The organism is Streptomyces sp. NPDC006687 (assembly GCF_040636215.1).
Taxonomy (GTDB): Bacteria; Actinomycetota; Actinomycetes; order Streptomycetales; family Streptomycetaceae; genus Streptomyces.
The window spans coordinates 113,920-137,922 of the sequence record NZ_JBEYJJ010000006.1 but is presented as its reverse complement, the minus strand read 5'-3'; the positions used below and the strand labels follow the sequence as shown (position 1 = coordinate 137,922).

Genomic DNA, 24,003 nt, shown 5'->3' with positions numbered 1-24,003 from the left:
GTTATTGCTGACTAACTTTCTCGGGCAGAAGGATGCGCCCGCGCATCCCGGTACCTCATGCCGGGCAGCCCCCGGCCGAGCCGGCCGCCTTGTCCACCCCGCCCGGGAAGCCGTCCCAGATCCGGTGCCCGGAAGGGAAGCCCATGGCGGACAGGGTGTTGATGAGCATCCCCTGCCCCATGAAGGCGGTGGCCTGCTGGGCGTCCCCGAGCGGGATGCGGACGGTATCCCACAGCTCCAGCCAGCCGGCCCGCACGAGCTCGCCGAGCTCGCGGTCGCCGGCGGCCTCGGCGGCGGCCACGGTGACGTACATCTGGAGCTGCATCTGGAGCATCTCGGGTTCCTCGGCGATCAGCCGGATGTACGCCTGGCCCATGGCGGCGCGGGCCTCCTCGCCGTGCAGCCCGTCGGCGGCCTCGGCGAACATCCTGCGGGTGCCCTCCAGGCACCGCCCGGCGGCGGCGAGGAAGATGGCCTTCTTGCCCGGGAAGAGGCGGAAGAGGTACGGCTGCGAGACCCCGACCCGCTGGGCGATCGCCTCGGTGGAGGTTCCGTAGTAGCCGCCGCGCGCGAACTCGTGGATCGCGGCGCGGATGACGCTCTCGCGCCGCTCGTCCGCACTCATCCTTGCCATGGCCTTGAAGTTAGTACTCAATCACTAACTAGGTCAAGGGGCCCTGTGGCCGGCCCTGGAGGCCGGCCCCCGGGGCTCAGGCCAGGCGGACCACCGCGCGGGACATGCCCAGGACCTTCTGGCCGGCGCTCATGGCCGTGAGGTCCACCCGTACGCGGTTGTCGTCCAGCTTCTGCGCGACCTTGGCGGTGACCTCGATCAGCGCGCCCTGGTCGTCGTTCGGGACCACGACCGGCTTGGTGAAGCGGACGCCGTACTCGACCACCGCGCCCGGGTCGCCGACCCAGTCGGTCACGACGCGGATCGCCTCGGCCATCGTGAACATGCCGTGCGCGATGACGTCCGGCAGCCCGACCTCCTTGGCGAACTTCTCGTTCCAGTGGATCGGGTTGAAGTCGCCCGAGGCGCCGGCGTAGCGGACGAGCGTGGCGCGGGTCACGGGGAAGGACGCCGCCGGGAGCTCGGTGCCGACCTCGACATCGGCGTAGTGGATCTGCGCGGTCATCTCATGCCTCCTCGGGGGCGCGGGAGACGAGCTTGGTCCACGCGGTCACCACGTGCTCACCGGACTCGTCGTGGACTTCGCCGCGGATGTCGATGATGTCGTTGCCGGCGAGCGACTTCACGGCCTCGATGGTGGAGGTCACGGTGAGCCGGTCGCCCGCGCGCACGGGGCGGACGTAGGCGAACTTCTGGTCGCCGTGCACGACGCGGCTGTAGTCCAGGCCCAGCTGCGGGTCCTCGACGACCCGGCCGGCCGCCGCGAAGGTGATGGCGAACACGAAAGTCGGCGGGGCGATCACGTCCTGGTGACCGAGCGCCTTGGCGGCCTCGGGGTCCGTGTAGACGGGATTCGCGTCACCCACCGCGACCGCGAATTCGCGGATCTTCTCCCGGCCGACCTCGTACGGCTCGGTGGGCGGGTAGGTCCGCCCCACGAAGGACTGGTCGAGTGCCATGGCTCACTACCTCCTGTTGAGGGGGTTCCGGATCAAGGAAACCGGTGCGGAAACGACACGAGGCCGCCCCCCTGGAAGGGGACGACCTCGTGAAGGTGCCTATGCGGAGACTTCGCCAGTGATTAGCGGGTCTCGCGGTGCGCGGTGTGCGAGTTGCAGCGCGGGCAGTGCTTCTTCATCTCCATGCGGTCCGGGTTGTTACGCCGGTTCTTCTTGGTGATGTAGTTCCGCTCCTTGCACTCCACGCAGGCCAGCGTGATCTTCGGGCGGACGTCGGTGGCAGCCACGTGAGTGCTCCTTGGACGGACTATGGGACGGATGAACGCATAAAAGAGTAGCCGATCGGGAGACCGACCCCGCAATCGGCTACTGGGTGTGGTAGCGGCGACCGGACTTGAACCGGTGACACAGCGATTATGAGCCGCTTGCTCTACCGACTGAGCTACGCCGCTTTGATGAGATCCGTTCCCCGCCCGAGGGCGGGGAACCTCTCTCACCAGAGCCCCAATGCGGAATCGAACCGCAGACCTTCTCCTTACCATGGAGACGCTCTACCGACTGAGCTATTGGGGCGAGCGAGGAAGACATTACACGGTTGCGCGCCGTTCGCCCAAATCCTTTGGGAGCACTGGGCTCGGGCAGGCTCCGCGCCTCTTTCTTGATCGGCCGGCGGGGCGCATACGGCGGCTTTTGTGTCCGGGGTCACACCCCTCCTGGGTGGCCGCCCGGCCGGGGCACCACACCGGTACGACTATTGCGCTCCTCCGCGAACCCGGCAGCCCCGCGCCCTAGGCTCTGAGCACGCTGCGTGATCTTGGGCCGAGGGCTGCGGCCACGGCACAGGAACCGCCCGAGCCCCCGCAGGAGCGCGATGTCCGACAGCCAGCCGCAGCAGCCCTCCCCCTCGCCCCGCAACCCGGCGGGAGGCCCGTCCGGCAGCCCCTCCGGGGGCTCCGCCGGGGGTCCGGGCACGGGCGGTCCCGCCCGGGGCGCGGGCCCCTCCCGCGGTGCAGGCGGTCCTTCCCGGGCCACCGGCGGGCCGGGCCGGGGTCCTGGCGGCGGGCCGGGACGCGGTCCGGCCGACGGCCCCGCGCGCACCCCGGCCGACGGCCCGGGACGCACCCCCGCCCGTACCCCCTCCGGCGGCGCCGCCCCCGAGACGGGGCCGCCGACGGGGCTCCTGCTCACCGGCGCCCGGCTCACCGACGGCCGCACCGTCGACGTCCGGCTCGGCGGCGGCCGCATCCAGGCGGTCGGCACCGCGGGCAGCCTCCCCGCGCCCGCCATGGCCCGGGTCGACCTGCGCGGCTACCTGCTCCTGCCGGCCCCGGCCGAGCCGCACGCCCACGGCGACACCGCCCTGACCGCCGACGGCGAGGGGCCCGTCTCGTACGCCCGCGACGAGGTGCAGCGCCGGGCCACGGAGGCGGCGCTGCTCCAGCTCGGGCACGGGGCCACCGCCGTGCGCTCGCACGTCCGGATCGGCGACGTGCACGGGCTGGGGCCGCTGGAGGCCGCCCTCCAGGCCCGCCGCTCGCTGCGCGGGCTCACCGACCTGACCACGGTGGCCGTGCCCCGGCTGCTGACCGGGGTGGCCGGCGCGGACGGGCTCGCGATGCTGCGCGACGCCGTCAAGATGGGCGCCTCGGTGATCGGCGGCTGCCCCGACCTGGACCCCGATCCGACGGGCTTCGTCGAGGCGGTCCTGGAGCTGGCCGCCGAGCACGGCTGCCCCGTGGACCTGCACACGGACGCGGACGACCCCGGCCGGCTGGCCCGGCTGGCGGTGATGGCCGGGGGGCTGCGGCCCGGGGTGACCATCGGGCCCTGCGGCGGTCTGTCGCGGCTGCCGCTCGACGCCGCCTCCCGCGCCGCCGACCAGCTCGCGGCGGCCGGCGTACGGGTCACCTGTCTGCCGCAGGGCGACTGCGCCGCCCTGGAGCGCCGCGGCCTGCGCACCGCCCCCGTACGGCTGCTGCGCGCGGCCGGGGTCCGGGTCGCCGCCGGGAGCGGGGCGCTGCGGGACGCGGGCAACCCGGTCGGGCGGGGCGACCCCCTCGAAGCGGCGTACCTGCTGGCCTCCCAGGGCGGGCTGCGCGCCGCGGAGGCGTACGAGGCGGTGAGCACCGCCGCCCGCGAGGCGATGGCGCTGCCGGAGGTGCGGGTGGAGGCCGGTTTCCCGGCGGAGCTGCTCGCGGTGCGCGGGGAGCGGATCGCCGGGGTGCTGTCGCTGGCCTACAGCCGGATCGTGATCCACCGGGGCCGCGTCGTAGCCCGGACGAGTGCGGTACGGGAGTACTGCGACTCGGCGGTCGCGGTGGCCCTGGACCTGCCCCGGCAGGGCCGTGCGGAGCCGGGCCCCTGAGGGTCCGCCGTGCGTTCGCGGGCGGGCGAGCCCGGGTCGTCGTACGGTCGGGACATGCGCATCGTCATCGCGGGTGGACACGGTCGGATCGCGCGGCGGCTGGAGCGCCTGCTCTCCGCGCGCGGGTACGAGGTCGCCGGGATCATCCGGGACCACGAACAGGGCGCGGATCTGCGCGCGGCCGACGCGGAACCGGTGCTGTGCGATCTGGAGTCGGCCTCCGTGGAGCATGTGGCGGGGATCCTGCAGGGGGCGGACGTGGCGGTGTTCGCCGCCGGGGCCGGTCCGGGCAGCGGTGCGGCACGCAAGGAGACCGTGGACCGGGGCGCGGCGGTGCTGTTCGCCGACGCCGCCGAACGGGCCCGTGTGCGTCGCTTCCTGATGGTCTCCACGATGGGTGCGGACGCCCGGCACGAGGGGGACGAGGTCTTCGACGCCTATCTGCGGGCGAAGGGCGAGGCCGACGACCATCTGCGGACCCGGCTCGGGCTGGAGTGGACGATCGTGCGCCCGGGTGTGCTGACCGACGACCCGGGGACCGGGCTGGTCCGGCTGGAGGCGCACACCGGGCCGGGCAGTGTGACGCGGGACGACGTGGCGGCGGTCCTCGCCGAACTGGTCGAGACGCCCGCGACGGCCGGTCTGACGCTGGAGCTGCTGTCGGGCTCGACGCCGGTCCAGGTCGCCGTGAAGGCCGTCGCCGGCAACTGAGGCGGCCGGACCGGCCGGGCCGGTACCTGACGGCCGCTCAACAGCGGTTCGCGGGGCGGTCGGCGGCCGGCCTCGCCCTTCTCCGGGTACGGCCCCTCGGGGGTCCGGTGCGCGGTGGGGGCCGATAGGGTCACCCGGAATCCGGCCGCAGGGGGCGGCCGTACGGGGGACCGGGATGCGGCATGGGCGACGGGAACTGGCAGGTCAGCGCGGCTGAGGGGGGCCGTCTCGCGGCCCGGTGGTGGAGGTGGGCGCTGTCGGCTCCGGAGGGGGAGAGCCCGGTGGCGGACACCACCGGCGCGTACGCCGGCCGGCGGCAGCCGGAGGACGTGTGGTTCCTGGCGGGCTCCCACGGCGGCCGGGTGGTGCGCCGGTGCGCCGTCCCGACGGGGCGGCCGCTGTTCTTCCCGGTGCTGAACACCACGCGCCGGGCGGTGCCGTTCCTGACGAAGCCGTGGCGGCTGGAGGCGACGCGGGCCTCGGCCGCGCTGAACAGTTCGCCGCTGCCCCTGCACGAGTTCACCTCGAAGCCCTTCCCCGTCCTGGGGATGCCACAGGTGGCGTGGGGGCTGTGGTGCGCCCTCGAACCGCTGCCGCCGGGCCAGTTCGTCCTGGAGATCGACGCGGCGGCCGCGAACGGTCTCTGGATCGACACGACCTACCACCTGACGGTGGCCTCTCCCTAGCGGGGGGGCGCCGGCCGGGGCCACAAGCTGGAGCCACGAGCCACGAGCCACGAGCCAGGGCCATGAGCCGGGGTCACGAGCCGGGGTCATGCGAAGAAACCCCCGTCCGCTGCGTTTTCCGCAGATGAACGGGGGTTCCACTCGCGTGGCGGCGCCAGGATTCGAACCTGGGTAGGCTAAGCCGACGGATTTACAGTCCGCTCCCATTGGCCACTCGGGCACACCGCCATGGGATGCCGCCGGGGGTTCCTCCGCCTTTCGGCGTCGCTCCCTGGCAACGACGTAAACGATACCTGATGTGCGGGGGTGCTTCGCCACCGGATTGATCAGCCCTGCACCCGGGTGCGGTGGCTAGGCTTTGCGGAGCGGGCCGGGGACGACCGGCCGCGGCCCTCCGGGGCCCACCACAGCCGACTTCAAGGAGCCACAGCACATGGCCGACTCCAGTTTCGACATCGTCTCGAAGGTCGAGCGGCAGGAGGTCGACAACGCCCTCAACCAGGCCGCCAAGGAAATCTCGCAGCGCTACGACTTCAAGGGCACCGGCGCCTCGATCTCCTGGTCCGGCGAGAAGATCCTGATGGAGGCGAACGGCGAGGAGCGCGTCAAGGCCATCCTCGACGCCTTCCAGAGCAAGCTGGTCAAGCGCGGGATCTCGCTGAAGGCGCTGGACGCCGGCGAGCCGCAGCTGTCCGGCAAGGAGTACAAGATCTTCGCGACGATCCAGGAGGGCATCTCCCAGGAGAACGCCAAGAAGATCGCGAAGATCATCCGGGACGAGGGTCCCAAGGGCGTCAAGGCCCAGGTGCAGGGCGAGGAGCTCCGCGTCAGCTCCAAGAGCCGCGACGACCTCCAGGCCGTCCAGGCCCTCCTCAAGGGCAAGGACCTGGACTTCGCCATCCAGTTCGTGAACTACCGCTGACCTGCGCGTACGTCACCGCACGGACCCCGTGGGGCACAACGGGGGCGGATCGCCGGGGCCTTCCCGGCGGGCGCCCGCGTTGTGCCCTTCGCCGTTGCGGCGCCCGGGGCGTGTGCCCGGCGTGAGCGGCGCACGCCCCCGCCCGGCCCCCCGGTGACCACTGGGCGCGGCGGGTTCTGCCCCGGAAGGCTGGGTGACACACGTCACCGTGCGCACAAGGGGGTTCCCGCATGCCTGGGTCCGGCAGTTTCCGAGCGGACCTCGGGGCGTCCGTCGTCGTCGCGCTGGTGGCGCTCCCCCTGTGTGTCGGGGTCGCCGTCGCCTCCGGTGTGCCCGCCGAGCTGGGGATCGTCACCGGGGTGGTGGGCGGCCTGGTGACGGGCTGGTTCCGGGGCAGCACGCTCCAGGTCAGCGGGCCCGCCGCCGGGCTGACCGTGCTCGTCTACGAGGCCGTGGGCGCCTACGGCCTGCCCGCGCTGGGGGCCTTGGTGCTGGCCGCCGGCATGGTCCAGCTGGGGCTGGGGGCGCTGCGGCTCGGGCGGTGGTTCCGGGCGATCTCCCTGGCCGTGGTGCACGGGATGCTGGCGGGGATCGGCCTGGTGCTGATCGCCGGTCAGCTCTACGCCCTCAGCGGGGTGCGGGCCCCCGGGGAGACCCTCGCCAAGCTGGGCGGGGTGCACGAGCTCGGGGCGCGGGCCGACTGGGCCGCCGTGGCGCTGGGGGCGGCGACCATCGCCGTGCTGGTGCTGTGGCGGCGGCTGCCGACGCGGCTGCGCGTGGTGCCGGGCGCGCTCGTCGGGGTGGCGGCCGCCACCGCCGTGGCCGCGCTGCTGCGGCTGCCCGTAGAGACCGTCCGGGTGAGCGGGGTCCTGGCAGCCGTGTCGCCTCCGGGGTGGTCGGACTTCGGCGCGCTGGGCTCCGTGGGGGCCGTCGGGACCGTGGTCGCGCTCGCGCTGATCGCCTCCGCCGAGACCCTCTTCAGCGCCGCCGCCGTCGACCGGATGCACGACGGGCCGGGCACCGACTACGACCGCGAACTGCTCGCCCAGGGCGTCGGCAACGCGGTGTGCGGGCTGCTGGGGGCACTGCCGATGACCGCCGTCATCGTGCGCAGCTCCGCCAACGTGGAGGCCGGGGCCCGTACCCGGGCGTCGCGGATCCTGCACGGCGGCTGGCTGCTGCTGTTCGCGGTGGCGCTGCCGGGGGTGCTGGAGGCGGTGCCGCTCGCGGCGCTCGCCGGGGTGCTGCTGCACGCGGGCTGGAAGCTGCTGCCGGCGCGGACGGTGGCCGCCCTGTGGCGGACGCACCGGGGCGAGGCGGTGGTGCTGGTGGTGACGGCCGTCGCGATCGTGGCCACCAGTCTCTTCGAGGGGGTGCTGGCGGGGCTGGCCCTGGCGGTGGCCAAGGCCGCCTGGGAGACCTCCCATGTGCACGTCGAGGAGGTCTGGGAGGGTGAGGAGCTGTGCGTACGGGTCGTGGGCAATGCCAGCTTCCTGCGGCTTCCGAAGCTCCTGGACTGCCTGGAGGCCCTGCCGCACGACGTGTCGGTGCGGCTCGACCTGAGCGGGCTGCGGCACCTCGACCATGCCTGCCTGACCGCCCTGGAGGGGTGGGAGCGCAGGCGGATGCCGCTTCCCGGCCGGGAGGGCGTCATCTGAGCCCGTTACCCTCCGCGCGTGGACAACGAGCTGAAGCGCACCCTGGGCGTGTCCGACGCCGTGGTGGTCGGCCTCGGCGCCATGGTCGGCGCCGGTATCTTCGCCGCCCTGGCCCCGGCGGCGGGCGCGGCGGGCGGCGGGCTTCTGGCCGCGCTGGCCCTGGCGGCGGTCGTCGCCTACTGCAACGCGCACTCCTCGGCGCGGCTCGCCGCCCGCTACCCGTCCTCGGGCGGCACCTATGTGTACGGCCGTGAGCGGCTCGGCCCCTTCTGGGGGTACCTGGCGGGCTGGGGCTTCGTCGTCGGCAAGACGGCCTCCTGCGCGGCGATGGCGCTGACCGCCGGGGCGTACGTGTGGCCGGGGCGGGAGCACGAGGTGGCGGTGGCGGCGGTGGTGGCGCTGACCGCCGCGGGCTGTGGCGGGGTGCAGAAGTCCGCGCGGGTCGCGCGGCTGATCGTGGCGGCGGTGCTGGGGGTGCTGGCCGCGGTCGTCGTGGCCTGCCTGGCCTCCGGTGCGGCCGGGGCGGGCCGGCTGGACGGCGGGGCGTGGGGCGGTGCCGCCGGGCTGTTGCAGGGGGCGGGCCTGCTGTTCTTCGCCTTCGCGGGCTACGCCCGGATCACCACCCTGGGTGAGGAGGTGCGCGATCCGGGGCGCACGATCCCGCGCGCGGTGCCCCTCGCGCTGGGGATCGCCCTGCTGGTGTACGCCGCCGTGGCGGTGGCGGCCCTGTCGGTGCTCGGTGCCGGGGCTCTGGCGGGGTCGTCGGCGCCGCTGGCCGACGCGGTCCGGGCGGCGGGCAGGCCCGGGCTGGTCCCGGTCGTCCGGGTGGGCGCGGCGCTGGCCGCGCTGGGCTCTCTGCTGGCCCTCGTGCTCGGGGTGTCGCGGACCACTCTGGCGATGGCCCGGGACGGCCATCTGCCGCGCGCGCTGGCCGCCGTACATCCCCGGCATCAGGTGCCGCACCACGCGGAGCTGGCGGTGGGTGCGGTGGTGGCGGTGCTCGCGGCCACCGCCGATCTGCGGGGCGCGATCGGCTTCTCCTCCTTCGGAGTGCTGGCCTACTACGCGATCGCGAACGCCTCCGCATGGACTCTCGGTTCAGATGTCAAAGGCCGTGCCGTGGCAGCGATGGGGCTGTCCGGCTGTGTACTGCTCGCCTGCGCCCTGCCCCTGGCGTCGACCCTCGCGGGGGCGGCGGTCCTGGCGCTGGGGGCGCTGGTCTACGGCATCAGGAGCCGACTGCGATCCGGGACCTGAACTCCGCCCAGAGGCCCTGCCGCGTCTCGTCCTCGTCCCACTCCCCCTCCTCGCCGAACCAGCCGGCTCCGGCGAGCCAGTCGCGCAGCCAGCCCTCCAGGCTCGGGGCGTGGTGGTACCAGGCGAGGCCGGGATCCCCCGGGTTCGGCTCGAAGAGCAGGACCTGGGCGGTCTCGGAGCGGCAGTCCACGCAGGCGTACATGGCGCAGCCCAGGTCCGCTATCGGCAGGACGCCCTCCGGCCAGCCCCAGTCGCAGGCGCGGCCCGCCTCGTACGCACCTATGGCCTCGCGCAGCGGCAGCAGCCCGTACTCGGGCCCGAATCCGCCGTCGCCGACGCGGCGGTAGAGCGCGGCGAGCAGAGGCGGCAGGGCGAAGCCCAGTATGCGCGCGGCCCGGTCGGTCTCCCCGTCCGCCAAGGGCGCGGGCAGCGGTTTCCCGTGCTCGCGCGCGGAGTCTCGTACGCATGTGGTGACTTGCTCCAGCAACTGCTCGGTCTCGTTCATGTGTTCATGGTGACGCGGACCTCTGACAGTCGCTCAAGCCTGTGGAAAACTCAGGCCAGGACGACCTCGATGCGCTTCTCGCGCAGGAAGGTGAGCAGTTCGGAGAAGCTGTCCGGGCGCAGGGTCAGCGGCTGTACGCCCAGGCAGCGGCGGGCCGTCTCGTGGTGGTGCCAGACCAGGGTGAACGGCCCGTCGGCTCCGAACCCTCCGCCCAGGGCGTCCGACACCCCGTTGAGGCAGCGGCCGAAGTATCCGCCGGGGCCGTTGACGGCCTCCCCGAGGGCGCAGAAGAAGCCCTCGTAGTCGGTGACGTGGCGGCCGTCGAGGTGGTAGGTGCCGCCGGGCGGACGGTCCGGGCCCCGGCGGTGGTACAGGGCCGGCTCCAGCCACAGGGCCCGGCCGGTGGGGCAGAACCGCGCCCACAGGTTGGGGACGGACGGGCGGCCCCCGCGCCACAGCGGCCAGATGTCGGCGACGACCGGCGGCTGCGGGTCCATGTGCACGGTCAGGTCGTAGAGACCAGGACCGCGCGGGGACGGCTGCCAGTCGACGATAGGCGGGTTGCCCGCCTCGGTGAGGAGCCCGCCGGCCGCGTCCAGGACGTCGAGGTGCCGGTAGGCGAGCCGGCGTTCCCCGCGGCCCTCCACCACGTCCCTCAGCGGCCCGTGGAGGGAGCATCCGAGGAGGCGCACGGCGTGGGGTTCCGGCTCCTCCACGGGCAGCACCTCGGCGAGGTCCCGGAAGTGGCCCAGGAGGCGGTCGTCGATGTCGGAGAGGCTGAAGCCCACCGACAGGGGGACCCGCTGCGGGTAGTCCGGCTGCTGCTCGGACCGCACGGCCTCGATGGTCACGTCCAGCCGGGACAGATCACGCGCGCACGGCCGGGTGGTGAGGACACGGGCGTCCTCCAGGTACCACTCCCACAGGGCTTCGCCGTCCTTGTCGAGCGGCTTGACGACCAGGAAGCCCAGCGCCGCCGGCAGCTCTCCGTCAACGGCGCAGCCCAGCAGCTCGTAGCGGCGCTTCAGGGGCTCCGGCGGGTCGGCGAAGAGGTTCTCCGCCTCCTCGCACAGGGCCCACAGCTGCTCCTCCTCGTGGTCCTCGTCCTCGCCCCGCAGCGCGTAGCGCGCGTCCGCCGTCACCGGGAGGCGAAAGGGGCGTCCGTCGGGACGATCTCGCGGCCCAGGGGAAGCAGGGAGAGCGGCACCATCTTGAAGTTGGCGATGCCGAAGGGGATGCCGATGACCGTGAGGCAGAGGGCCAGGCCCGTGGCGATGTGGCCGAGGGCCAGCCACCAGCCGGCCAGGACCAGCCACAGGACGTTGCCGACGCAGGACGGGGCGCCCGCGTCATGGCGCTCGACGGTGGTGTAGCCGAAGGGCCAGAGGGCGTAGACGGCGATGCGGAAGGCCGCGATGCCGAAGGGGATGCCGATGACGGTGACGCAGAGGATCAGGCCGGCCACGCAGTAGCCGAGGAACAGCCAGATCCCGCTGAGTACGAGCCAGATGACATTCAGAAGGGTCTTCACCGGTTGCCGCCTGCCATCTGTTCGAGCCGGGCGATGCGCTCGGCCATCGGAGGGTGTGTCGAGAACAGCTTGGAGAGCCCCTGACCCGGCCGGAAGGGGTTGGCGATCATCATGTGGCTCGCCGTCTCCAGGCGGGGCTCGGGGGGCAGCGGTAGCTGCTGGGTGCCCGTCTCCAGCTTGCGCAGGGCGCTGGCCAGGGCGAGCGGGTCGCCGGTGAGCTGGGCTCCGGAGGCGTCCGCCTCGTATTCGCGCGAGCGGCTGATGGCCAGCTGGATCACGGACGCCGCCAGCGGCCCGAGGAGCATGACCAGCAGCATGCCGACGATGCCGGGGCCCTCGTCGTCGTCGGAGCGGCCGACCGGGATCAGCCAGGCGAAGTTCACCAGGAACATGATCACGGAGGCCAGGGCTCCGGCCACCGACGAGATGAGGATGTCCCGGTTGTAGACATGGCTCAGCTCATGCCCGATGACCCCGCGCAGCTCCCGCTCGTCGAGGATGCGCAGGATGCCCTCGGTGCAGCAGACGGCGGCGTTGCGTGGGTTCCGGCCGGTGGCGAAGGCGTTGGGGGCCTCGGTCGGCGAGATGTACAGGCGCGGCATGGGCTGGCGGGCGGAGGTGGAGAGCTCTCGGACCATGCGGTAGAGCGCGGGCGCCTCGAACTCGCTGACGGGCCGGGCGCGCATCGCGCGCAGGGCCAGCTTGTCGCTGTTCCAGTACGCGTACGCGTTCGTCCCGAGGGCCACGAGGACCGCGACGATCAGGCCGCCCCGGCCGAAGAAGCTGCCGATGACGATGATGAGTGCGGACATCCCGCCGAGGAGTACGGCGGTCTTCAGCCCGTTGTGCCGGCGGTGCACGGTTCGCCCTCCAATGTGGTGCCTCAGGGGAGCCCCGTCGTGGATCTGAGGGTCTTCGGTCCAGTGGACCCTCCCTGTGTGGTCAACGCGAGGTGGGGGCGTCTGGTTCCCGGGGCACGGCGGGGCGCCGCCGCCCCGGTGGCGGGGGCCGGGGGCGGCGGGAGGCGCTGCTCCGTACGGGTGAGCGCGCGGAGCGCCGGGGGCTACTGCGGGAAGAGGCTGCCCGCGGCGAAGCGCAGCACCAGCTGGGGGGCGGCGGACAGGATCAGGGCCGCCGCGGCGGTGAGGGCGATGGCGGCCGCGACGGGCCAGGGGGCCTTCGTACGGGCGGGGCTCTCTCCGTCGGTCTGCGGGGTGCGGAAGAGCAGGGCCGTCCAGCGCAGGTAGTAGTACAGGGCGATGACGACGTTGACGGCCATGACCACGGCCAGCCAGCCGAGTCCGGCGTCGACGGCGGACCCGAAGACGGTGACCTTCGCGAAGAGGCCGATGATGCCCGGCGGCAGACCGGCCAGGCAGAGCAGGAAGAAGGCCAGCGACAGGGCGGCGGCGGGCCGCTCGGCGTACAGGCCGCGGTAGTCGCTGATCCGGTGCAGCGGCTTCGTACGGGCGACCAGTGCGGCGACGGCGAAGGCGCCGAGGTTCACGGCGGCGTACATGAGGGCGTAGGCGATGGTGGAGCCGATCTGGTCGCGACCGGAGTACGCGGCCGCGGCGATCGGGACCAGCAGGTAGCCGGCCTGGCCGACGGAGGACCAGGCGAGCAGCCGTACGGCGCTGTGCGGGCGGTCCGCGGACTGGCGCAGGGCGGCGGTGTTGCCGAGCGTCATGGTGAGCGCGGCGAGCACGGCCAGGGCGGGGCCCCAGACGTCGGAGTACGCGGGGAAGGCGATCACCGTGACGAGGATCAGCCCGGTGAAGCCGACGGCCTTGCCGATCACCGACAGGTAGCCCGCGACGGGCAGCGGGGCCCCCACGTACGTGTCGGGGACCCAGAAGTGGAAGGGGACGGCGGCGGTCTTGAAGGCGAAGCCGACGAGGGTCAGGGCAACGCCCGCCATGGCGAGGGTGTCGAGCCGGCCGGGGACGTCCTCCAGCCGGTCGGCGACCCGGGTCAGGTGCAGGGTGCCGGTGGCGGCGTAGACGAGGCTGACGCCCATCAGGGAGACCGCGGTGGCGGTGACCGAGGAGAGGAAGAACTTGAGGGCGGCCTCGGAGGACATCCGGTCGCCGCGGCGCATGCCGACGAGGGCGAAGGCGGGCAGTGAGGCGACTTCGAGGGCGACGATCAGGGTGGCGAGGTCGCGGGAGGCGGGCAGCAGGGCCGCGCCGGCGGCGGAGGACAGCAGCAGGAACCAGTACTCGCCGGCCGGGATGCGGCTCTCGCGGACGACGGTGACCGACAGCAGGGCGGTGACCAGGGCGCCGGCCAGGACCAGGAACTGGACGACGAGCGCGAAGTGGTCGGCGGTGTAGCTGCACGCGGCGGGGTCGGCGGTGAGGCAGAAGGTGGCGCGGTCGCCGGCGCGCAGCGGCAGCAGGGCGGCGGTCGCGGCGGCCAGACCGGCGACGGAGATCCAGCCGAGGACCGGCTTGCGGGCCTCGGGCAGGAAGAGGTCGGCGACCAGGACGAGCAGGGCGACGGCGGCGGGCACGACCACGGGCGTGATCGCGAGCCAGTCGACGGACTGCACGAGGCTGGGGGTGTCGGCGGCCAGGGCCGTCAGGGCCGTCATGCGTTGCCTCCTGCGAGGAGCTTCTGGACGGCCGGGTCGGTCAGGCCGAGGAGGGTGGCGGGCCACAGGCCGGCGAGGACGGTGAGCGCGACGAGGGGGGTCCAGGCGGCGAACTCGTAGCGGTGGACGTCCGCGAGGGTGAGCTCGGGGCCGGCCTTCGGGTCGCCCATGCAGACCCGCCGTACGACGATCAGCAGGTAGGCGGCGGTGAGCAGGGTGCCGAACGCGCCGACGGCCATGTACGTGAGGAAGGCCGGGCGGGACAGGCCCGCGGCCGGGTCGAACGCGCCGAAGAGGGCCAGCATCTCGCCCCAGAAGCCGGCCAGGCCGGGCAGGCCGAGGGAGGCGACGGCGGCGAAGGCCAGGAGCGCGCCCAGGCGGGGGGCGCGGCCGTAGAGGGCGGCGCCGGTGGCTCCGGCGAGGGTGTCGAGGTCGCTGCTGCCGTAGCGGTCCTTGAGGGCGCCGACCAGGAAGAAGAGCAGGCCGGTGATGAGGCCGTGGGCGATGTTGGCGAAGAGCGCGCCGTTGACGCCGGTGGGGGTCAGGGTCGCGATGCCGAGCAGGACGAAGCCCATGTGGCCGACGGAGGAGTAGGCGATGAGGCGCTTGAGGTCGCCCTTGACGCCCTTGCGGGTCAGCGCCAGGCAGGCCAGGGACCCGTAGACGATGCCGACGGCGGCGAAGGCCCCGAGGTAGGGGGCGACGGTGTGCATCCCGTCGGGGGTGACGGGCAGCAGGATGCGGACGAAACCGTACGTGCCCATCTTCAGCAGGACGCCCGCGAGGAGCACGGAGCCGACGGTGGGGGCTGCGGTGTGGGCGTCGGGCAGCCAGCTGTGCAGCGGCCACATCGGGGTCTTGACGGCGAGGCCGGCGCCGATGGCGAGGACGGCCGTGAGCTGGGTGGTGTGGCTCAGTCCGCGGCCGTTGTCAGTGGCGAGTGCCACCATGTCGAAAGTGCCGCTGTTCAGTCCGATCAGCAGCAGTCCGAGGAGCATGACCACGGATCCGAGGAGGGTGTAGAGGATGAACTTCCAGGCGGCGGCCTGCCGCTGAGCACCGCCCCAGCGGGCGATGAGGAAGTACATCGGGATGAGGACCATCTCGAAGGCGAGGAAGAACAGCATCAGGTCGAGGACGGCGAAGGTCGCGAGGGTGCCGGACTCGAGGACGAGCAGCAGGGCCACGAAGGCCCTCGGGGAAGGGCCGTCGGGGAACTTGAAGTAGCTGTACACCGCGCAGAGGAAGAACAGCAGCGCGGTCATCAGGAGGAGGGGGAGCGAGATGCCGTCGACACCGAGGTGGATCCGGATGTTCAGCGCCTGGATCCAGCTGATGTCCGTCGTCGCCTGGAAGCGGGACGGGGCGTCGTGGTCGAAGCCCAGGGTGAGGGCGACGGCCGCGGCGAGGATGACACCGGTGACGGTGACGCCGTGGCGGAGCACGGCCTGTGCGGGGCTCCTGCCCTTGAGCCCGGGCGGGGCCGGGAGCAGGGCCGCGACGGCGCCGAGGAGCGGGGCGGCCACGATGAACGCCAGAAGGAACTGCATCACGGACGGGCTGATATCGATCACGGCTGACTCTCGGCTCACGATCCGGCGTTGAGGTTGGCGAGGACGGCGGTGGCGATCGCCAGGACCACGGCGCCGGCGAGCAGGGCGCTCAGGTAGCTCTGCACGTTGCCGGTCTGGGCCCGGCGGACGAGGCCGCCGAGCAGCCGGGGTCCGGCGCCCGCGCCGCGGACGTAGGTGTCGACGACCTCGCGGTCGAGGAAGCGCACCAGGCGCGCGGCCGCCCGGACGGGGCGGACGAAGAGCCGGTCGTAGACGGCGTCGAGGTGGAAGCCGTCGGCGGCGTGCCGGTGCAGGGGGCCGAGGAGGGCCCGGCCGGGGTCGGCCGCGGGGGCGGCCGGTACGGCGGGGTGCTCGTGGCTGACCTCGGCGACCTCGGGGGTCTCGGCGGCGGACGCGGCGGCGGCGACGGACGCGGTGACGGCTCCGCCGCCCGGGATGCCGGCGGCGGCCCTGGCGGTGGCGCGCTGCCACAGGGCGTAGGTCAGCAGCACGCCGATGAGCGCGGCGCCGGTACCGAGGACCGAGGTGGTCACGGTCGGGGTGAGCTCCTTGCCGTCGAACCAGTCGGCGAGGGAGCCGGCGGCGAGGCCGAAGGCGAGCGAGGGGGCGGCCAGCAGCCACAGCACGCCGGTCATGGCGACGGGCTCCTTGCCGTGGTCGGGGGCGGCCGCGCCCCGGCCGCGGAAGGCCATCAGCCACAGCCGGGTGGCGTAGGCGGCGGTGAGCAGGGCGGTCAGCACGCCGGCGACGAGCACCAGCCAGCCGGCCGCGCTCGGGGCGAGGTCGGAGTGTCCGCCGGCGGCCTGCTCGGCGGCGACGAGGACGGCTTCCTTGGAGAAGAAGCCGGCGAAGGGCGGGATGGCGGCGAGCGCCAGCAGGGCGATCGTCATCGTCCAGAAGGCGTCGGGGATGCGCCGGGCCAGGCCGTCCATGCGGGACATGGCGGCGAGGGAGTTGGTGCCGGCGGCGTGGATGATCACGCCGGCGCCGAGGAAGAGCAGCGCCTTGAAGACGCCGTGGGACAGGAGGTGGAAGACGGCGGCCGCGCGGTCGCCGACGGCCAGGGCGCCGGTCATGTAGCCGAGCTGGCCGACCGTGGAGTAGGCGAGGACGCGCTTGATGTCGTCCTGGGCGAGGGCGGCCAGGCCCGAGCCGACCATCGTGACGGCGGCCATGACGGCCATGACCACCAGGGCGGCGCGGGAGGCCGTGAAGACGGGGAGGAGACGGGCGATGAAGTAGACACCGGCGGCGACCATCGTCGCGGCGTGGATCAGCGCGGAGACCGGGGTGGGGCCCGCCATGGCGTCGGGGAGCCAGGTGTGCAGCGGGAACTGCGCGGACTTGCCCGCGACGCCGGCGAGCAGGAGCAGCGCGATCAGCGTCGGGTGGTCGAGGCCGCCCGCGGCGACGGTGCCGAGGACCTTGGTGATCTGGAAGGAGCCGGCGTCGGCGGCGAGCGCGAACAGTCCGATGAGGAAGGGGACGTCGCCGAGCTTGGTGACGAGGAACGCCTTCAGGGAGGCGGAGCGGGCCGCCTCGGTCTCCCAGTAGTGGCCGACCAGGAAGTACGAGCAGATGCCCATGATCTCCCAGCCGACCAGCAGCACCATCAGGTCGCCGGAGTAGACGACGAGCAGCATGGCGGAGGTGAACAGGGAGACCAGGGCGGCGTACGAGGGGTAGCGCGGGTCCTCGCGGAGGTAGGCCGTCGAGTAGAGCTGTACGCAGGTGGCGACCACCCCGACCAGGACGGCGACCAGGACGGCGAAGCCGTCGAGGTGGAGTGAGAGCTCGATCGGGACCGACCCGGTGGGGGTGAGTTCGGTCGCGGTGTCGATCGCCTGGCCGCCTCCCTGGCGGACGGCGACGAGCACGGCCAGGACGGCGGTGGCCAGCGTCGGCAGGACGGCGAGCGGCCTGACGAAGCCGGGCGCGGTCCGGCCGAGGAGGAGCCCTGCCACGGCGGCGAGGAACGGCAGGAGGGGGACGAGGACCGCGAGGGTCGTGGTGCTCACGCGGCGACCTCCGGCCGGGCAGTGGTGTCGTCGGGCCGGCCGGGCGCCCGGCCCTCGGCGGTGTCGCGCAGTCGGTCGACGTCCGAGGTGCCCCGGTTGCGGTAGACCATCAGCACGATCGCGAGGCCGATGCCGATCTCGGCGGCGGCGATGGCGATGGTGAAGAGGGTGAGGGCCTGGCCGGCGTGCAGGGTGTCGCGCAGCCAGACGTCGAAGGCCACCAGGTTGAGGTTGACGGCGTTGAGCATCAGCTCGACGGACATCAGGACCAGGATGGCGTTGCGGCGGGCGAGCACACCGTAGAGGCCGGTGGCGAAGAGGAGGGCCGCGAGTACGGCGGGGTAGGCCAGGTGCATCAGCTCTGCCCCTTCTCGGCGCCGGTGGTCCGGGTGCCGGTGGTCTGGGTGCCGGTGGTCTCGATGCGGGCGGCGGCTTCGGCCGCGTCGACGGCGTCCTCGGCGGGGGTGGTGCGGCGGGAGAGCACGATGGCGCCGATCAGGGCGGCGAGGAGGAGGACGGAGAGCGCCTCGAAGGGCAGCACCCAGTGCTGGAAGAGGATCTCGCCGGAGACCTTGGTGGAGCCCTGGGCGGGGCCGTCGAGGTCGATCCAGGTCGTGCGGAAGGCGTCGGCGACCACCCAGACGAGCGCGGCGCCGGCGGTTCCGGCGACGCCGAGGGCGACCCACCGGTTGCCGGAGTCGGCGTCCGGGGAGCGGCCGATGGGGGCCTTGGTGAGCATGAGTCCGAAGAGGAGGAGGACGACCACGGAGCCGAGGTAGATCAGGACCTGGACCCAGGCGATGAACTCGGCGGTCAGCAGCAGGTACTCGACGGCGATCCCGCCGAGCGCCACGACCAGCCAGAGGGCGGCGTGCACGAGCTGCTTGGTGGTGACGGTGATGAGGGCCGCGCCGAGGGTGGCGAGGCCGACGAGGACGAAGGCGATCTCGACGCCGGCCGGCGAGAGGAAGCCGGGTCCGGGCGCGGGCGCGGGGCCGCCGGGCACGGCCGCCGTGGCGGCGGTCGTGAGGGCGGTCGTGGCCTGGGCCGCGGCTGAGGCGAGGTGGGCGGCGTACATCAGGCGGTGCCTCCCGCCGGGGTGTCGGGTGTGCCGTCTCCGGGCGTGCCGGGGGTGGCACCGCCGGGGGCGGGCGTGCCCGGCCCCGGGGTGCCGGAACCGGAGCCGCCCGGGGCGGGCGTGCCCGGGGCCGGGGCGCCGGGGGTGGGGGTGCCGGAACCGGAGCCGCCCGCGGCGGGCGTGCCCGGGGCCGGGGCACCGGGGGTGGGCGTGCCCGGGGCCGGGGCGCCGGGGGTGGGGGTGCCGGAACCGCCCGGCCCCGGGGTGCCGGAGCCGGCGGTGCCGGGGGTGGGCGGGGTGGGGGTGGCCGCGGCGGCTGCTTCGGCCTTTTCGGCGGCCTTGCGGGCGGCGGCGACCTCCTTCGGCTCCTCGGCGCCCGGGTCCAGGGCGGGCGGGGCCGGGACGGTCCACATCCACTCGCGCAGCTTGTCGCGCTCGTGGGTGAGCTCGTGGATGTCGGTCTCCGCGTACTCGAACTCCGGCGACCAGAAGAGGGCGTCGAAGGGGCACACCTCGATGCAGATACCGCAGTACATGCAGAGGGAGAAGTCGATGGCGAAGCGGTCGAGGACGTTGCGGCTGCGCTCGCGGCCGCCGGGGGTGGCGGCGGGCACCGTCTCCTTGTGGGAGTCGATGTAGATGCACCAGTCGGGGCACTCGCGGGCGCACAGCATGCAGACCGTGCAGTTCTCCTCGAACAGGCCGATGACCCCGCGGCTGCGGGGCGGGAGCTCGGGCTGTACGTCGGGGTACTGGGCGGTGTGCGCGCGCTTGGTCATCGTGCGCAGGGTGACGGCCAGGCCCTTGGCGAGGCCGGAGCCGGGAATCGGGGGCATTACTGGATCGCCACCTTCACGATGCCGGTGAGCGCGATCTGGGCGAGCGCGAGGGGGATGAGGCCGGTCCAGGCGAGCTTTTGCAGCTGGTCCTCCCGCAGGCGGGGGTAGCTCACGCGCAGCCAGATGACGACGAAGGCCAGGACGGCGGTCTTGAGGAGGGTCCACACCCAGCCGAGGCCGTCGCCGCCGAAGGGGCCGTGCCAGCCGCCGAGGAAGAGGACGGTGGTCAGGGCGCAGAGGACGACGATGCCGGCGTACTCGGCGAGGAGGAACAGGGCGAAGCGGAGGCCGGTGTACTCGGTGTACGCGCCGAAGATGATCTCGGAGTCGGCGACGGGCATGTCGAACGGGGGCCGCTGGAGCTCGGCGAGGCCGGCGGTGAAGAAGACGAGGGCGCCGATGATCTGCCAGGGCAGCCACCACCACTGGAAGGCGTTCACGATGCCGGGCAGGGAGACGGTCCCGGCGGCCATCGCCACGGAGGCGGCGGCGAGCAGCATCGGCAGCTCGTACGCGAGCAGCTGGGCGGCGGTGCGCAGGCCCCCGAGGAGGGAGAACTTGTTGGCCGAGGCCCAGCCGCCCATCAGGCTGCCGAGGACGCCGATGCCCATGACGGCGAGGACGAAGAAGAGGCCGGCGTCGATGACCTGGCCGACGGCGCCCTCACCGGGGCCGATGGGGATGGCGAGGAGGACGAGGAGGTAGGGCAGCAGCGCGACGGCGGGGGCGAGCTGGAAGATCCGCCGGTCGGCGTCGGCCGGGACGATGTCCTCCTTCTGCGCGAACTTCACGCCGTCGGCGACGAGCTGGGCCCAGCCGTGGAAGCCGCCGGCGTACATGGGGCCGAGGCGGCCCTGCATGTGGGCCATCACCTTGTGCTCGGTCTGCCCGATGACGAGCGGGAGCACGAGGAAGACGGCGAAGACGACGATCAGTCGCAGGGCGACGTCGAGGACGTCGTTCACGCGTCGCCTCCGGTGGTGTCGTGGTCGGGTTCGGGGTCGGGGTCGGGGTCAGGGGCCTGGCCGGGCGCGGGCTCGGCCTTGGGCGCGGGCTCGGCCTCGTCGAAGGCCGGCTTCGGGTGGTGCCAGGGCGCGTCCGCGCTGCGCGGGGCCGGGCGCCTGGGGGCCTCCGGCTCCGGCGCGGCGGCCTGGCTGGCCGAGCCGTCCGACGCCGAGCGGGTGCGGCGGGGCGGCCGCGGGGCAGCGTCCGGGGCCGGCTCCGCCGGGGTGGCCTGGCTCGCCGAGCCGTCCGCCGCCGAGCGGGTACGGCGCGGCGGCCGCGGGGCGGCGTCCGGGGCCGGCTCCGCCGGAGTGGCGGCGTCCGGGGCCGGCTCCGCCGGAGTGGCGGCGTCCGGGGCCGACTGGCTCGCCGAGCCTTCGGAGGCCGAGCGGGTACGGCGTACCGGGCGCGGGGGCTCCGGCGCGGGGGCCGCCGGGGTGGCGTTGTCCGGGGTCGGGGCCGACTGGCTCGCCGAGCCGTCCGACACCGAGCGGGTGCGGCGTACCGGGCGCGTGGCGGCGTCCGGGGCCGGCTCCGCCGGGGTGGCGGCGTCCGGGGTCGGGGCGGCCGTCGGGCGGGGGCGGCGGGGCGGGGCGCCCTCGCGGGTGGCCGCGCCGGCGGTGCGGGGGGTGCGGGCCGGGCGGGCCGGGGCCGGGGGGAGCTGGCCCTTGAGGGGGCCCCAGTCGTTCGGGTCCGGTACGCCGGGCGGGAGCATCTGGCGGCGCTTCGGAGCGTCCGGGTCGTGTGCCTCGCCCGGCTCCTTGGCGCCGGGCCACGCCTTGGCCACGCGGGCCGCCAGGACGAAGTCCTTGCGCAGCGGGTGCCCCTCGAAGTTCTCGGGGAGCAGGAGGTGCGTGAGGTGCGGGTGGTCGGTGAAGACCACGCCGAACATCTCGTACGTCTCGCGCTCGTGCCAGGCCGCCCCCGCGTAGACGGCGACGGCCGAGGCCAGGGTCGGGGCGCTGTGCGGGACGGTCGTGCGCAGCAGCAGGCGGCGTACGCGGCCGCCCTCCAGGGCGACGACGTGCGCGCAGACGCGGAACCCGGTGCCCGGCTCGTCGACCGCGCTCAGCCAGTCGAAGTAGGTGCAGCCCAGCTTGTCGCGGGCGATCTCCAGCGAGGGGATCCAGGAGCCGGCCGGGACGTCCACGGTGAGGACGTCATACGCGACCGAGGCCACGGCCTCGGCGCCGAAGACGGTCGCGGCCGCGTCGGGGAGGGAGTCGTAGAGGTTCACGCGCCGGCTCCCGGGGCGGGCGGGGGCGTCACGAGGCCGCTGGTGAGCTGCGCGACGGACGGCTGGGCCGCGTACCGCTCGGCCAGCGATTCCCGGGCGATCTTCTCCTGGAGCTTGAGGATGCCCTGGAGCAGGGCCTCGGGGCGGGGCGGGCAGCCCGGCACGTAGACGTCGACGGGGATGATCTGGTCGACGCCCTTCGTGACCGAGTACGAGTCCCAGTAGGGGCCGCCGCAGTTGGAGCAGGCGCCGAAGGAGATGACGTACTTCGGTTCCGGCATCTGCTCGTAGAGCCGCTTGACCGCCGGGGCCATCTTGTCCGTCACCGTGCCCGAGACGATCATCAGATCGGCCTGGCGCGGTCCGGGGGCGAAGGGGATGACACCCAGGCGGATGAAGTCGTGCCGCGCCATGGACGCGGCGATGAACTCGATCGCGCAGCAGGCCAGCCCGAAGTTGAAGACCCACAGGCTGTAGCGGCGGCCCCAGTTCAGGACCACCTTCATCGGCTCGGGGGCCAGGCGGGAGAGGACCCCCAGCCGCCTGGGCTCCGGGAGGGAAACGGGCTCCGGTGTCACGGCGGACGGTGTCACGCCCGGTGTCACGTCCATTCGAGGACGCCCTTCTTGTACGCGTAGAGCAGGCCGACGGCCAGGAATCCCAGGAAGACGAACATCTCCACGAGGGTGGTGGCGCCGTAGCCAGGGGCGGCGAACACCGTCGCCCACGGGAAGAGGAAGATCGAGTCGACGGCGAAGATGACGTAGAGGAAGGCGTAGACGTAGTAGCGGACCTGGGTGTGCGCCCAGCCCTCCCCGACGGGGTCCACACCGCACTCGTACGTCAGCAGCTTCTCGGGCGTCGGGACCACGGGCCGCAGCAGGCGGCCGGCGCCGAAGGCCACGGCGACGAACAGCACGCCGATGAGCGCGAGCAGGCCGACCACCGAATAGCTCTGGAAGTAGTCCGCGGCGGTCACGCCGCCGGCGCCGGTGCCCGCGCCGGTCCCAGACACGGTTCCGGTCACGGTCGCGGTCACGCTCGATACCGTTGGTTCGGGCACGTCCGTTCCTCGCTCCTCGGCCACTGTCGACGTTCTCGATGATCTGGTACGGACGGGAGTCTAGGCCCTGGCCCGCACGGGGTGGGGTTACCCCCCGTTCACTCCCGCCTGGCCACCCCATGGCCCCGCGGGGGCGGAACGGGCAGGCTGGGCCGCATGACCGCGAACGATCAAGCTTCCGCTCCTCCTCCCGTCCGGCCCGCGTTCGACGGGGCCACGTGGAAGGAGATCGCCCATCTGCTGACCAATCTGCCGGCGGCGCTGATCGGGTTTGTTTACACGGTTGTCATGCTTGCGACGGCCGGTGGGCTGGCCGTGACGGTGGTCGGCCTGCCGGTGCTGCTGGCCGGTCTGCGGCTGTCCCGGTGGCTGGGGGTCCTCGAACGCGCACGGGCGCGCGGCCTGCTGGGTGTGCGGGTCGACGAGCCGAGCCCGTTGCCGGGGCCGGGGCGCTCCGGCGGGTTCCTGCCCTGGCTGTGGTCGGGGATCAAGGACCCGGTGGCGTGGCGGACCGTGCTGTTCGAGCTGGTCCGGCTGCCCTGGGGGGTGCTGACCTTCAGTATCGCCCTGGTGGGGCTGTTCGTGCTGTGGCCGGTGCTGCCGTACGTCGTGCGTGTGCTGGCGAACCTCGACCGGGCGATGGTACGGGGTCTGCTGTCGCCGTCCGACGGGCTGGAGCGGCGGATCGCCGAGCTGGAGTCGGGGCGCGGGGTGGTCGTGGACACGGCGGCGGCCGATCTGCGGCGGATCGAGCGGGACCTGCACGACGGGGCGCAGGCGCGGCTGGTGGCGCTGGCGATGGGGCTGGGCCTGGCGAAGGAGAAGCTGGCGGAGGACCCCGAGGGCGCGGCGGCGATGGTGGACGAGGCGCACGGGGAGGTCAAGCTGGCGCTCCAGGAGCTGCGGGATCTGGCGCGGGGGATCCATCCGGCGGTGCTGACCGACCGGGGGCTGGACGCGGCGCTGTCGTCGGTGGCGGCGCGGTGCGTGGTGCCGGTGCGGGTGGCTGTGCGGCTGGAGGAGCGGCCGGCGGAGGCGATCGAGGGGATCGCGTACTTCGTGGTGTCGGAGCTGCTGCAGAACGTGAGCAAGCACGCGGGGGCGCGGGGCGCGGAGGTCGGGGTGTGGCGGGAGGGGTCCCGCCTGTGGGTGCGCGTCGCGGATGACGGGAGGGGTGGGGCGCGGGTTGCCGGGCCCGCCGGGGGCGGGGGGAGTGGCCTCGCGGGGCTTGCGGAGCGGGTGCGGGCCGTTGACGGGGGGTTCGTGGTGGAGTCGCCCGTGGGGGCGGGGACGGTGGTGGTGGCGGACCTTCCGTGGCGGGGGCGGGCGTAGGGGGTGGGCCGGCCCGGTGCCGGGCGGGCCGGCCGC

At 73.6% G+C, this 24,003-nt stretch carries 24 protein-coding genes, 3 tRNA genes and 1 pseudogene; 7 read left to right on the top strand and 21 right to left on the bottom strand.

Annotated features, from left to right (window positions below; genetic code table 11):
* Window positions 1–55: 55 nt before the first annotated feature.
* The 6 genes from ABZ716_RS10030 to ABZ716_RS10005 all read right to left on the bottom strand — a co-directional run bounded on the left by ABZ716_RS10030 (window position 56) and on the right by ABZ716_RS10005 (window position 2,166).
* The gene (locus ABZ716_RS10030) at window positions 56–634 is read right to left on the bottom strand and encodes a helix-turn-helix domain-containing protein (protein ID WP_358957979.1); all 579 of its coding nucleotides are present in this window, start codon (window positions 632–634) and stop codon (window positions 56–58) included.
* A 76-nt stretch (window positions 635–710) separates the two neighbouring features.
* Window positions 711–1,139, bottom strand: a complete 429-nt coding sequence (locus ABZ716_RS10025; RefSeq protein WP_079429281.1) for a MaoC family dehydratase — start codon at window positions 1,137–1,139, stop codon at window positions 711–713.
* A gap of 1 nt (window position 1,140) precedes the next feature.
* Window positions 1,141–1,593: a MaoC family dehydratase N-terminal domain-containing protein gene (locus tag ABZ716_RS10020; RefSeq protein ID WP_358957977.1), complete on the bottom strand. Its 453-nt coding sequence runs from the start codon at window positions 1,591–1,593 to the stop codon at window positions 1,141–1,143.
* 122 nt (window positions 1,594–1,715) lie between these two features.
* On the bottom strand, window positions 1,716–1,880 hold the full coding sequence (gene rpmG / locus ABZ716_RS10015; RefSeq protein WP_007265873.1) for a 50S ribosomal protein L33: 165 nt from the start codon (window positions 1,878–1,880) through the stop codon (window positions 1,716–1,718).
* Window positions 1,881–1,969: 89 nt separating this feature from the next.
* A tRNA-Met gene (locus ABZ716_RS10010) sits at window positions 1,970–2,045 on the bottom strand.
* Between the two features lie 48 nt (window positions 2,046–2,093).
* Window positions 2,094–2,166 (bottom strand) — tRNA-Thr (locus ABZ716_RS10005).
* 298 nt (window positions 2,167–2,464) lie between these two features.
* On the opposite strand from ABZ716_RS10005, the gene ABZ716_RS10000 reads away from it, so the two are divergent.
* The 3 genes from ABZ716_RS10000 to ABZ716_RS09990 all read left to right on the top strand — a co-directional run bounded on the left by ABZ716_RS10000 (window position 2,465) and on the right by ABZ716_RS09990 (window position 5,355).
* Window positions 2,465–3,958, top strand: a complete 1,494-nt coding sequence (locus ABZ716_RS10000; protein WP_358812065.1) for an amidohydrolase family protein — start codon at window positions 2,465–2,467, stop codon at window positions 3,956–3,958.
* 54 nt (window positions 3,959–4,012) lie between these two features.
* A complete protein-coding gene (locus ABZ716_RS09995; RefSeq protein WP_351878460.1) occupies window positions 4,013–4,669 on the top strand; it encodes an SDR family oxidoreductase in 657 nt (218 codons plus the stop codon).
* 281 nt (window positions 4,670–4,950) lie between these two features.
* On the top strand, window positions 4,951–5,355 hold the full coding sequence (locus tag ABZ716_RS09990) for a hypothetical protein (RefSeq protein WP_358957974.1): 405 nt from the start codon (window positions 4,951–4,953) through the stop codon (window positions 5,353–5,355).
* Window positions 5,356–5,501: 146 nt separating this feature from the next.
* Here the strand turns inward: ABZ716_RS09990 and ABZ716_RS09985 are convergent.
* Window positions 5,502–5,583, bottom strand: a tRNA-Tyr gene (locus ABZ716_RS09985).
* 205 nt (window positions 5,584–5,788) lie between these two features.
* Between ABZ716_RS09985 and ABZ716_RS09980 the strand changes: the two genes are divergently transcribed.
* The 3 genes from ABZ716_RS09980 to ABZ716_RS09970 all read left to right on the top strand — a co-directional run bounded on the left by ABZ716_RS09980 (window position 5,789) and on the right by ABZ716_RS09970 (window position 9,192).
* Complete coding sequence (locus ABZ716_RS09980; protein ID WP_351878466.1) at window positions 5,789–6,277, top strand: YajQ family cyclic di-GMP-binding protein; 489 nt, start codon at window positions 5,789–5,791, stop codon at window positions 6,275–6,277.
* A gap of 230 nt (window positions 6,278–6,507) precedes the next feature.
* Entirely contained in the window at window positions 6,508–7,935 is a 1,428-nt protein-coding gene (locus ABZ716_RS09975; RefSeq protein ID WP_358957972.1) for a SulP family inorganic anion transporter, read from the top strand.
* 18 nt (window positions 7,936–7,953) lie between these two features.
* The gene (locus ABZ716_RS09970) at window positions 7,954–9,192 is read left to right on the top strand and encodes an APC family permease (RefSeq protein ID WP_358812062.1); all 1,239 of its coding nucleotides are present in this window, start codon (window positions 7,954–7,956) and stop codon (window positions 9,190–9,192) included.
* On the opposite strand, the gene ABZ716_RS09965 is transcribed toward ABZ716_RS09970, so the two are convergent.
* From ABZ716_RS09965 to ABZ716_RS09900, 14 genes and pseudogenes are all read right to left on the bottom strand, one after another.
* On the bottom strand, window positions 9,164–9,697 hold the full coding sequence (locus ABZ716_RS09965) for an SMI1/KNR4 family protein (RefSeq protein ID WP_358957970.1): 534 nt from the start codon (window positions 9,695–9,697) through the stop codon (window positions 9,164–9,166). The two genes, ABZ716_RS09970 and ABZ716_RS09965, sit on opposite strands and share 29 nt — an antisense overlap.
* Window positions 9,698–9,747: 50 nt before the next feature.
* Window positions 9,748–10,839 carry a hypothetical protein gene (locus tag ABZ716_RS09960; RefSeq protein ID WP_358957967.1) on the bottom strand — a complete coding sequence of 364 codons (1,092 nt, stop codon included), beginning with the start codon at window positions 10,837–10,839 and terminating at the stop codon, window positions 9,748–9,750.
* Window positions 10,836–11,228 (bottom strand): YccF domain-containing protein, encoded by a 393-nt coding sequence (locus ABZ716_RS09955; RefSeq protein WP_358812059.1) that lies wholly within the window; start codon window positions 11,226–11,228, stop codon window positions 10,836–10,838. Before ABZ716_RS09955 ends, ABZ716_RS09960 begins: the two co-directional genes overlap by 4 nt.
* Entirely contained in the window at window positions 11,225–12,088 is an 864-nt protein-coding gene (gene htpX / locus ABZ716_RS09950; protein WP_358812058.1) for a zinc metalloprotease HtpX, read from the bottom strand. Before htpX ends, ABZ716_RS09955 begins: the two co-directional genes overlap by 4 nt.
* A gap of 203 nt (window positions 12,089–12,291) precedes the next feature.
* Entirely contained in the window at window positions 12,292–13,824 is a 1,533-nt protein-coding gene (locus ABZ716_RS09945; RefSeq protein WP_358957965.1) for an NADH-quinone oxidoreductase subunit N, read from the bottom strand.
* The gene (locus ABZ716_RS09940; RefSeq protein WP_358812103.1) at window positions 13,821–15,374 is read right to left on the bottom strand and encodes an NADH-quinone oxidoreductase subunit M; all 1,554 of its coding nucleotides are present in this window, start codon (window positions 15,372–15,374) and stop codon (window positions 13,821–13,823) included. Before ABZ716_RS09940 ends, ABZ716_RS09945 begins: the two co-directional genes overlap by 4 nt.
* A gap of 38 nt (window positions 15,375–15,412) precedes the next feature.
* A complete protein-coding gene (locus ABZ716_RS09935) occupies window positions 15,413–17,416 on the bottom strand; it encodes an NADH-quinone oxidoreductase subunit L (protein WP_358957963.1) in 2,004 nt (667 codons plus the stop codon).
* Window positions 17,413–17,772: an NADH-quinone oxidoreductase subunit NuoK gene (gene nuoK / locus ABZ716_RS09930; RefSeq protein WP_358812055.1), complete on the bottom strand. Its 360-nt coding sequence runs from the start codon at window positions 17,770–17,772 to the stop codon at window positions 17,413–17,415. Before nuoK ends, ABZ716_RS09935 begins: the two co-directional genes overlap by 4 nt.
* Window positions 17,772–18,494, bottom strand: coding sequence for an NADH-quinone oxidoreductase subunit J (locus ABZ716_RS09925; RefSeq protein WP_358957961.1), 723 nt, complete (start codon window positions 18,492–18,494; stop codon window positions 17,772–17,774). Before ABZ716_RS09925 ends, nuoK begins: the two co-directional genes overlap by 1 nt.
* A 305-nt stretch (window positions 18,495–18,799) precedes the next feature.
* Window positions 18,800–19,330 (bottom strand): annotated as a pseudogene (locus tag ABZ716_RS09920) (NADH-quinone oxidoreductase subunit I); the annotation flags it as partial.
* Window positions 19,330–20,298 carry a complex I subunit 1 family protein gene (locus ABZ716_RS09915; RefSeq protein ID WP_358957959.1) on the bottom strand — a complete coding sequence of 323 codons (969 nt, stop codon included), beginning with the start codon at window positions 20,296–20,298 and terminating at the stop codon, window positions 19,330–19,332. The gene ABZ716_RS09915 and the pseudogene ABZ716_RS09920, both read right to left, overlap by 1 nt.
* Window positions 20,295–21,572, bottom strand: coding sequence for an NADH-quinone oxidoreductase subunit C (locus ABZ716_RS09910; RefSeq protein ID WP_358957956.1), 1,278 nt, complete (start codon window positions 21,570–21,572; stop codon window positions 20,295–20,297). Before ABZ716_RS09910 ends, ABZ716_RS09915 begins: the two co-directional genes overlap by 4 nt.
* Window positions 21,569–22,183, bottom strand: a complete 615-nt coding sequence (locus tag ABZ716_RS09905; RefSeq protein WP_351878507.1) for an NADH-quinone oxidoreductase subunit B family protein — start codon at window positions 22,181–22,183, stop codon at window positions 21,569–21,571. Before ABZ716_RS09905 ends, ABZ716_RS09910 begins: the two co-directional genes overlap by 4 nt.
* Window positions 22,174–22,599 carry an NADH-quinone oxidoreductase subunit A gene (locus ABZ716_RS09900; protein ID WP_358812102.1) on the bottom strand — a complete coding sequence of 142 codons (426 nt, stop codon included), beginning with the start codon at window positions 22,597–22,599 and terminating at the stop codon, window positions 22,174–22,176. Before ABZ716_RS09900 ends, ABZ716_RS09905 begins: the two co-directional genes overlap by 10 nt.
* A 192-nt stretch (window positions 22,600–22,791) precedes the next feature.
* Between ABZ716_RS09900 and ABZ716_RS09895 the strand changes: the two genes are divergently transcribed.
* Window positions 22,792–23,967 (top strand): sensor domain-containing protein, encoded by a 1,176-nt coding sequence (locus tag ABZ716_RS09895; protein WP_358812050.1) that lies wholly within the window; start codon window positions 22,792–22,794, stop codon window positions 23,965–23,967.
* Window positions 23,968–24,003: the final 36 nt, after the last annotated feature.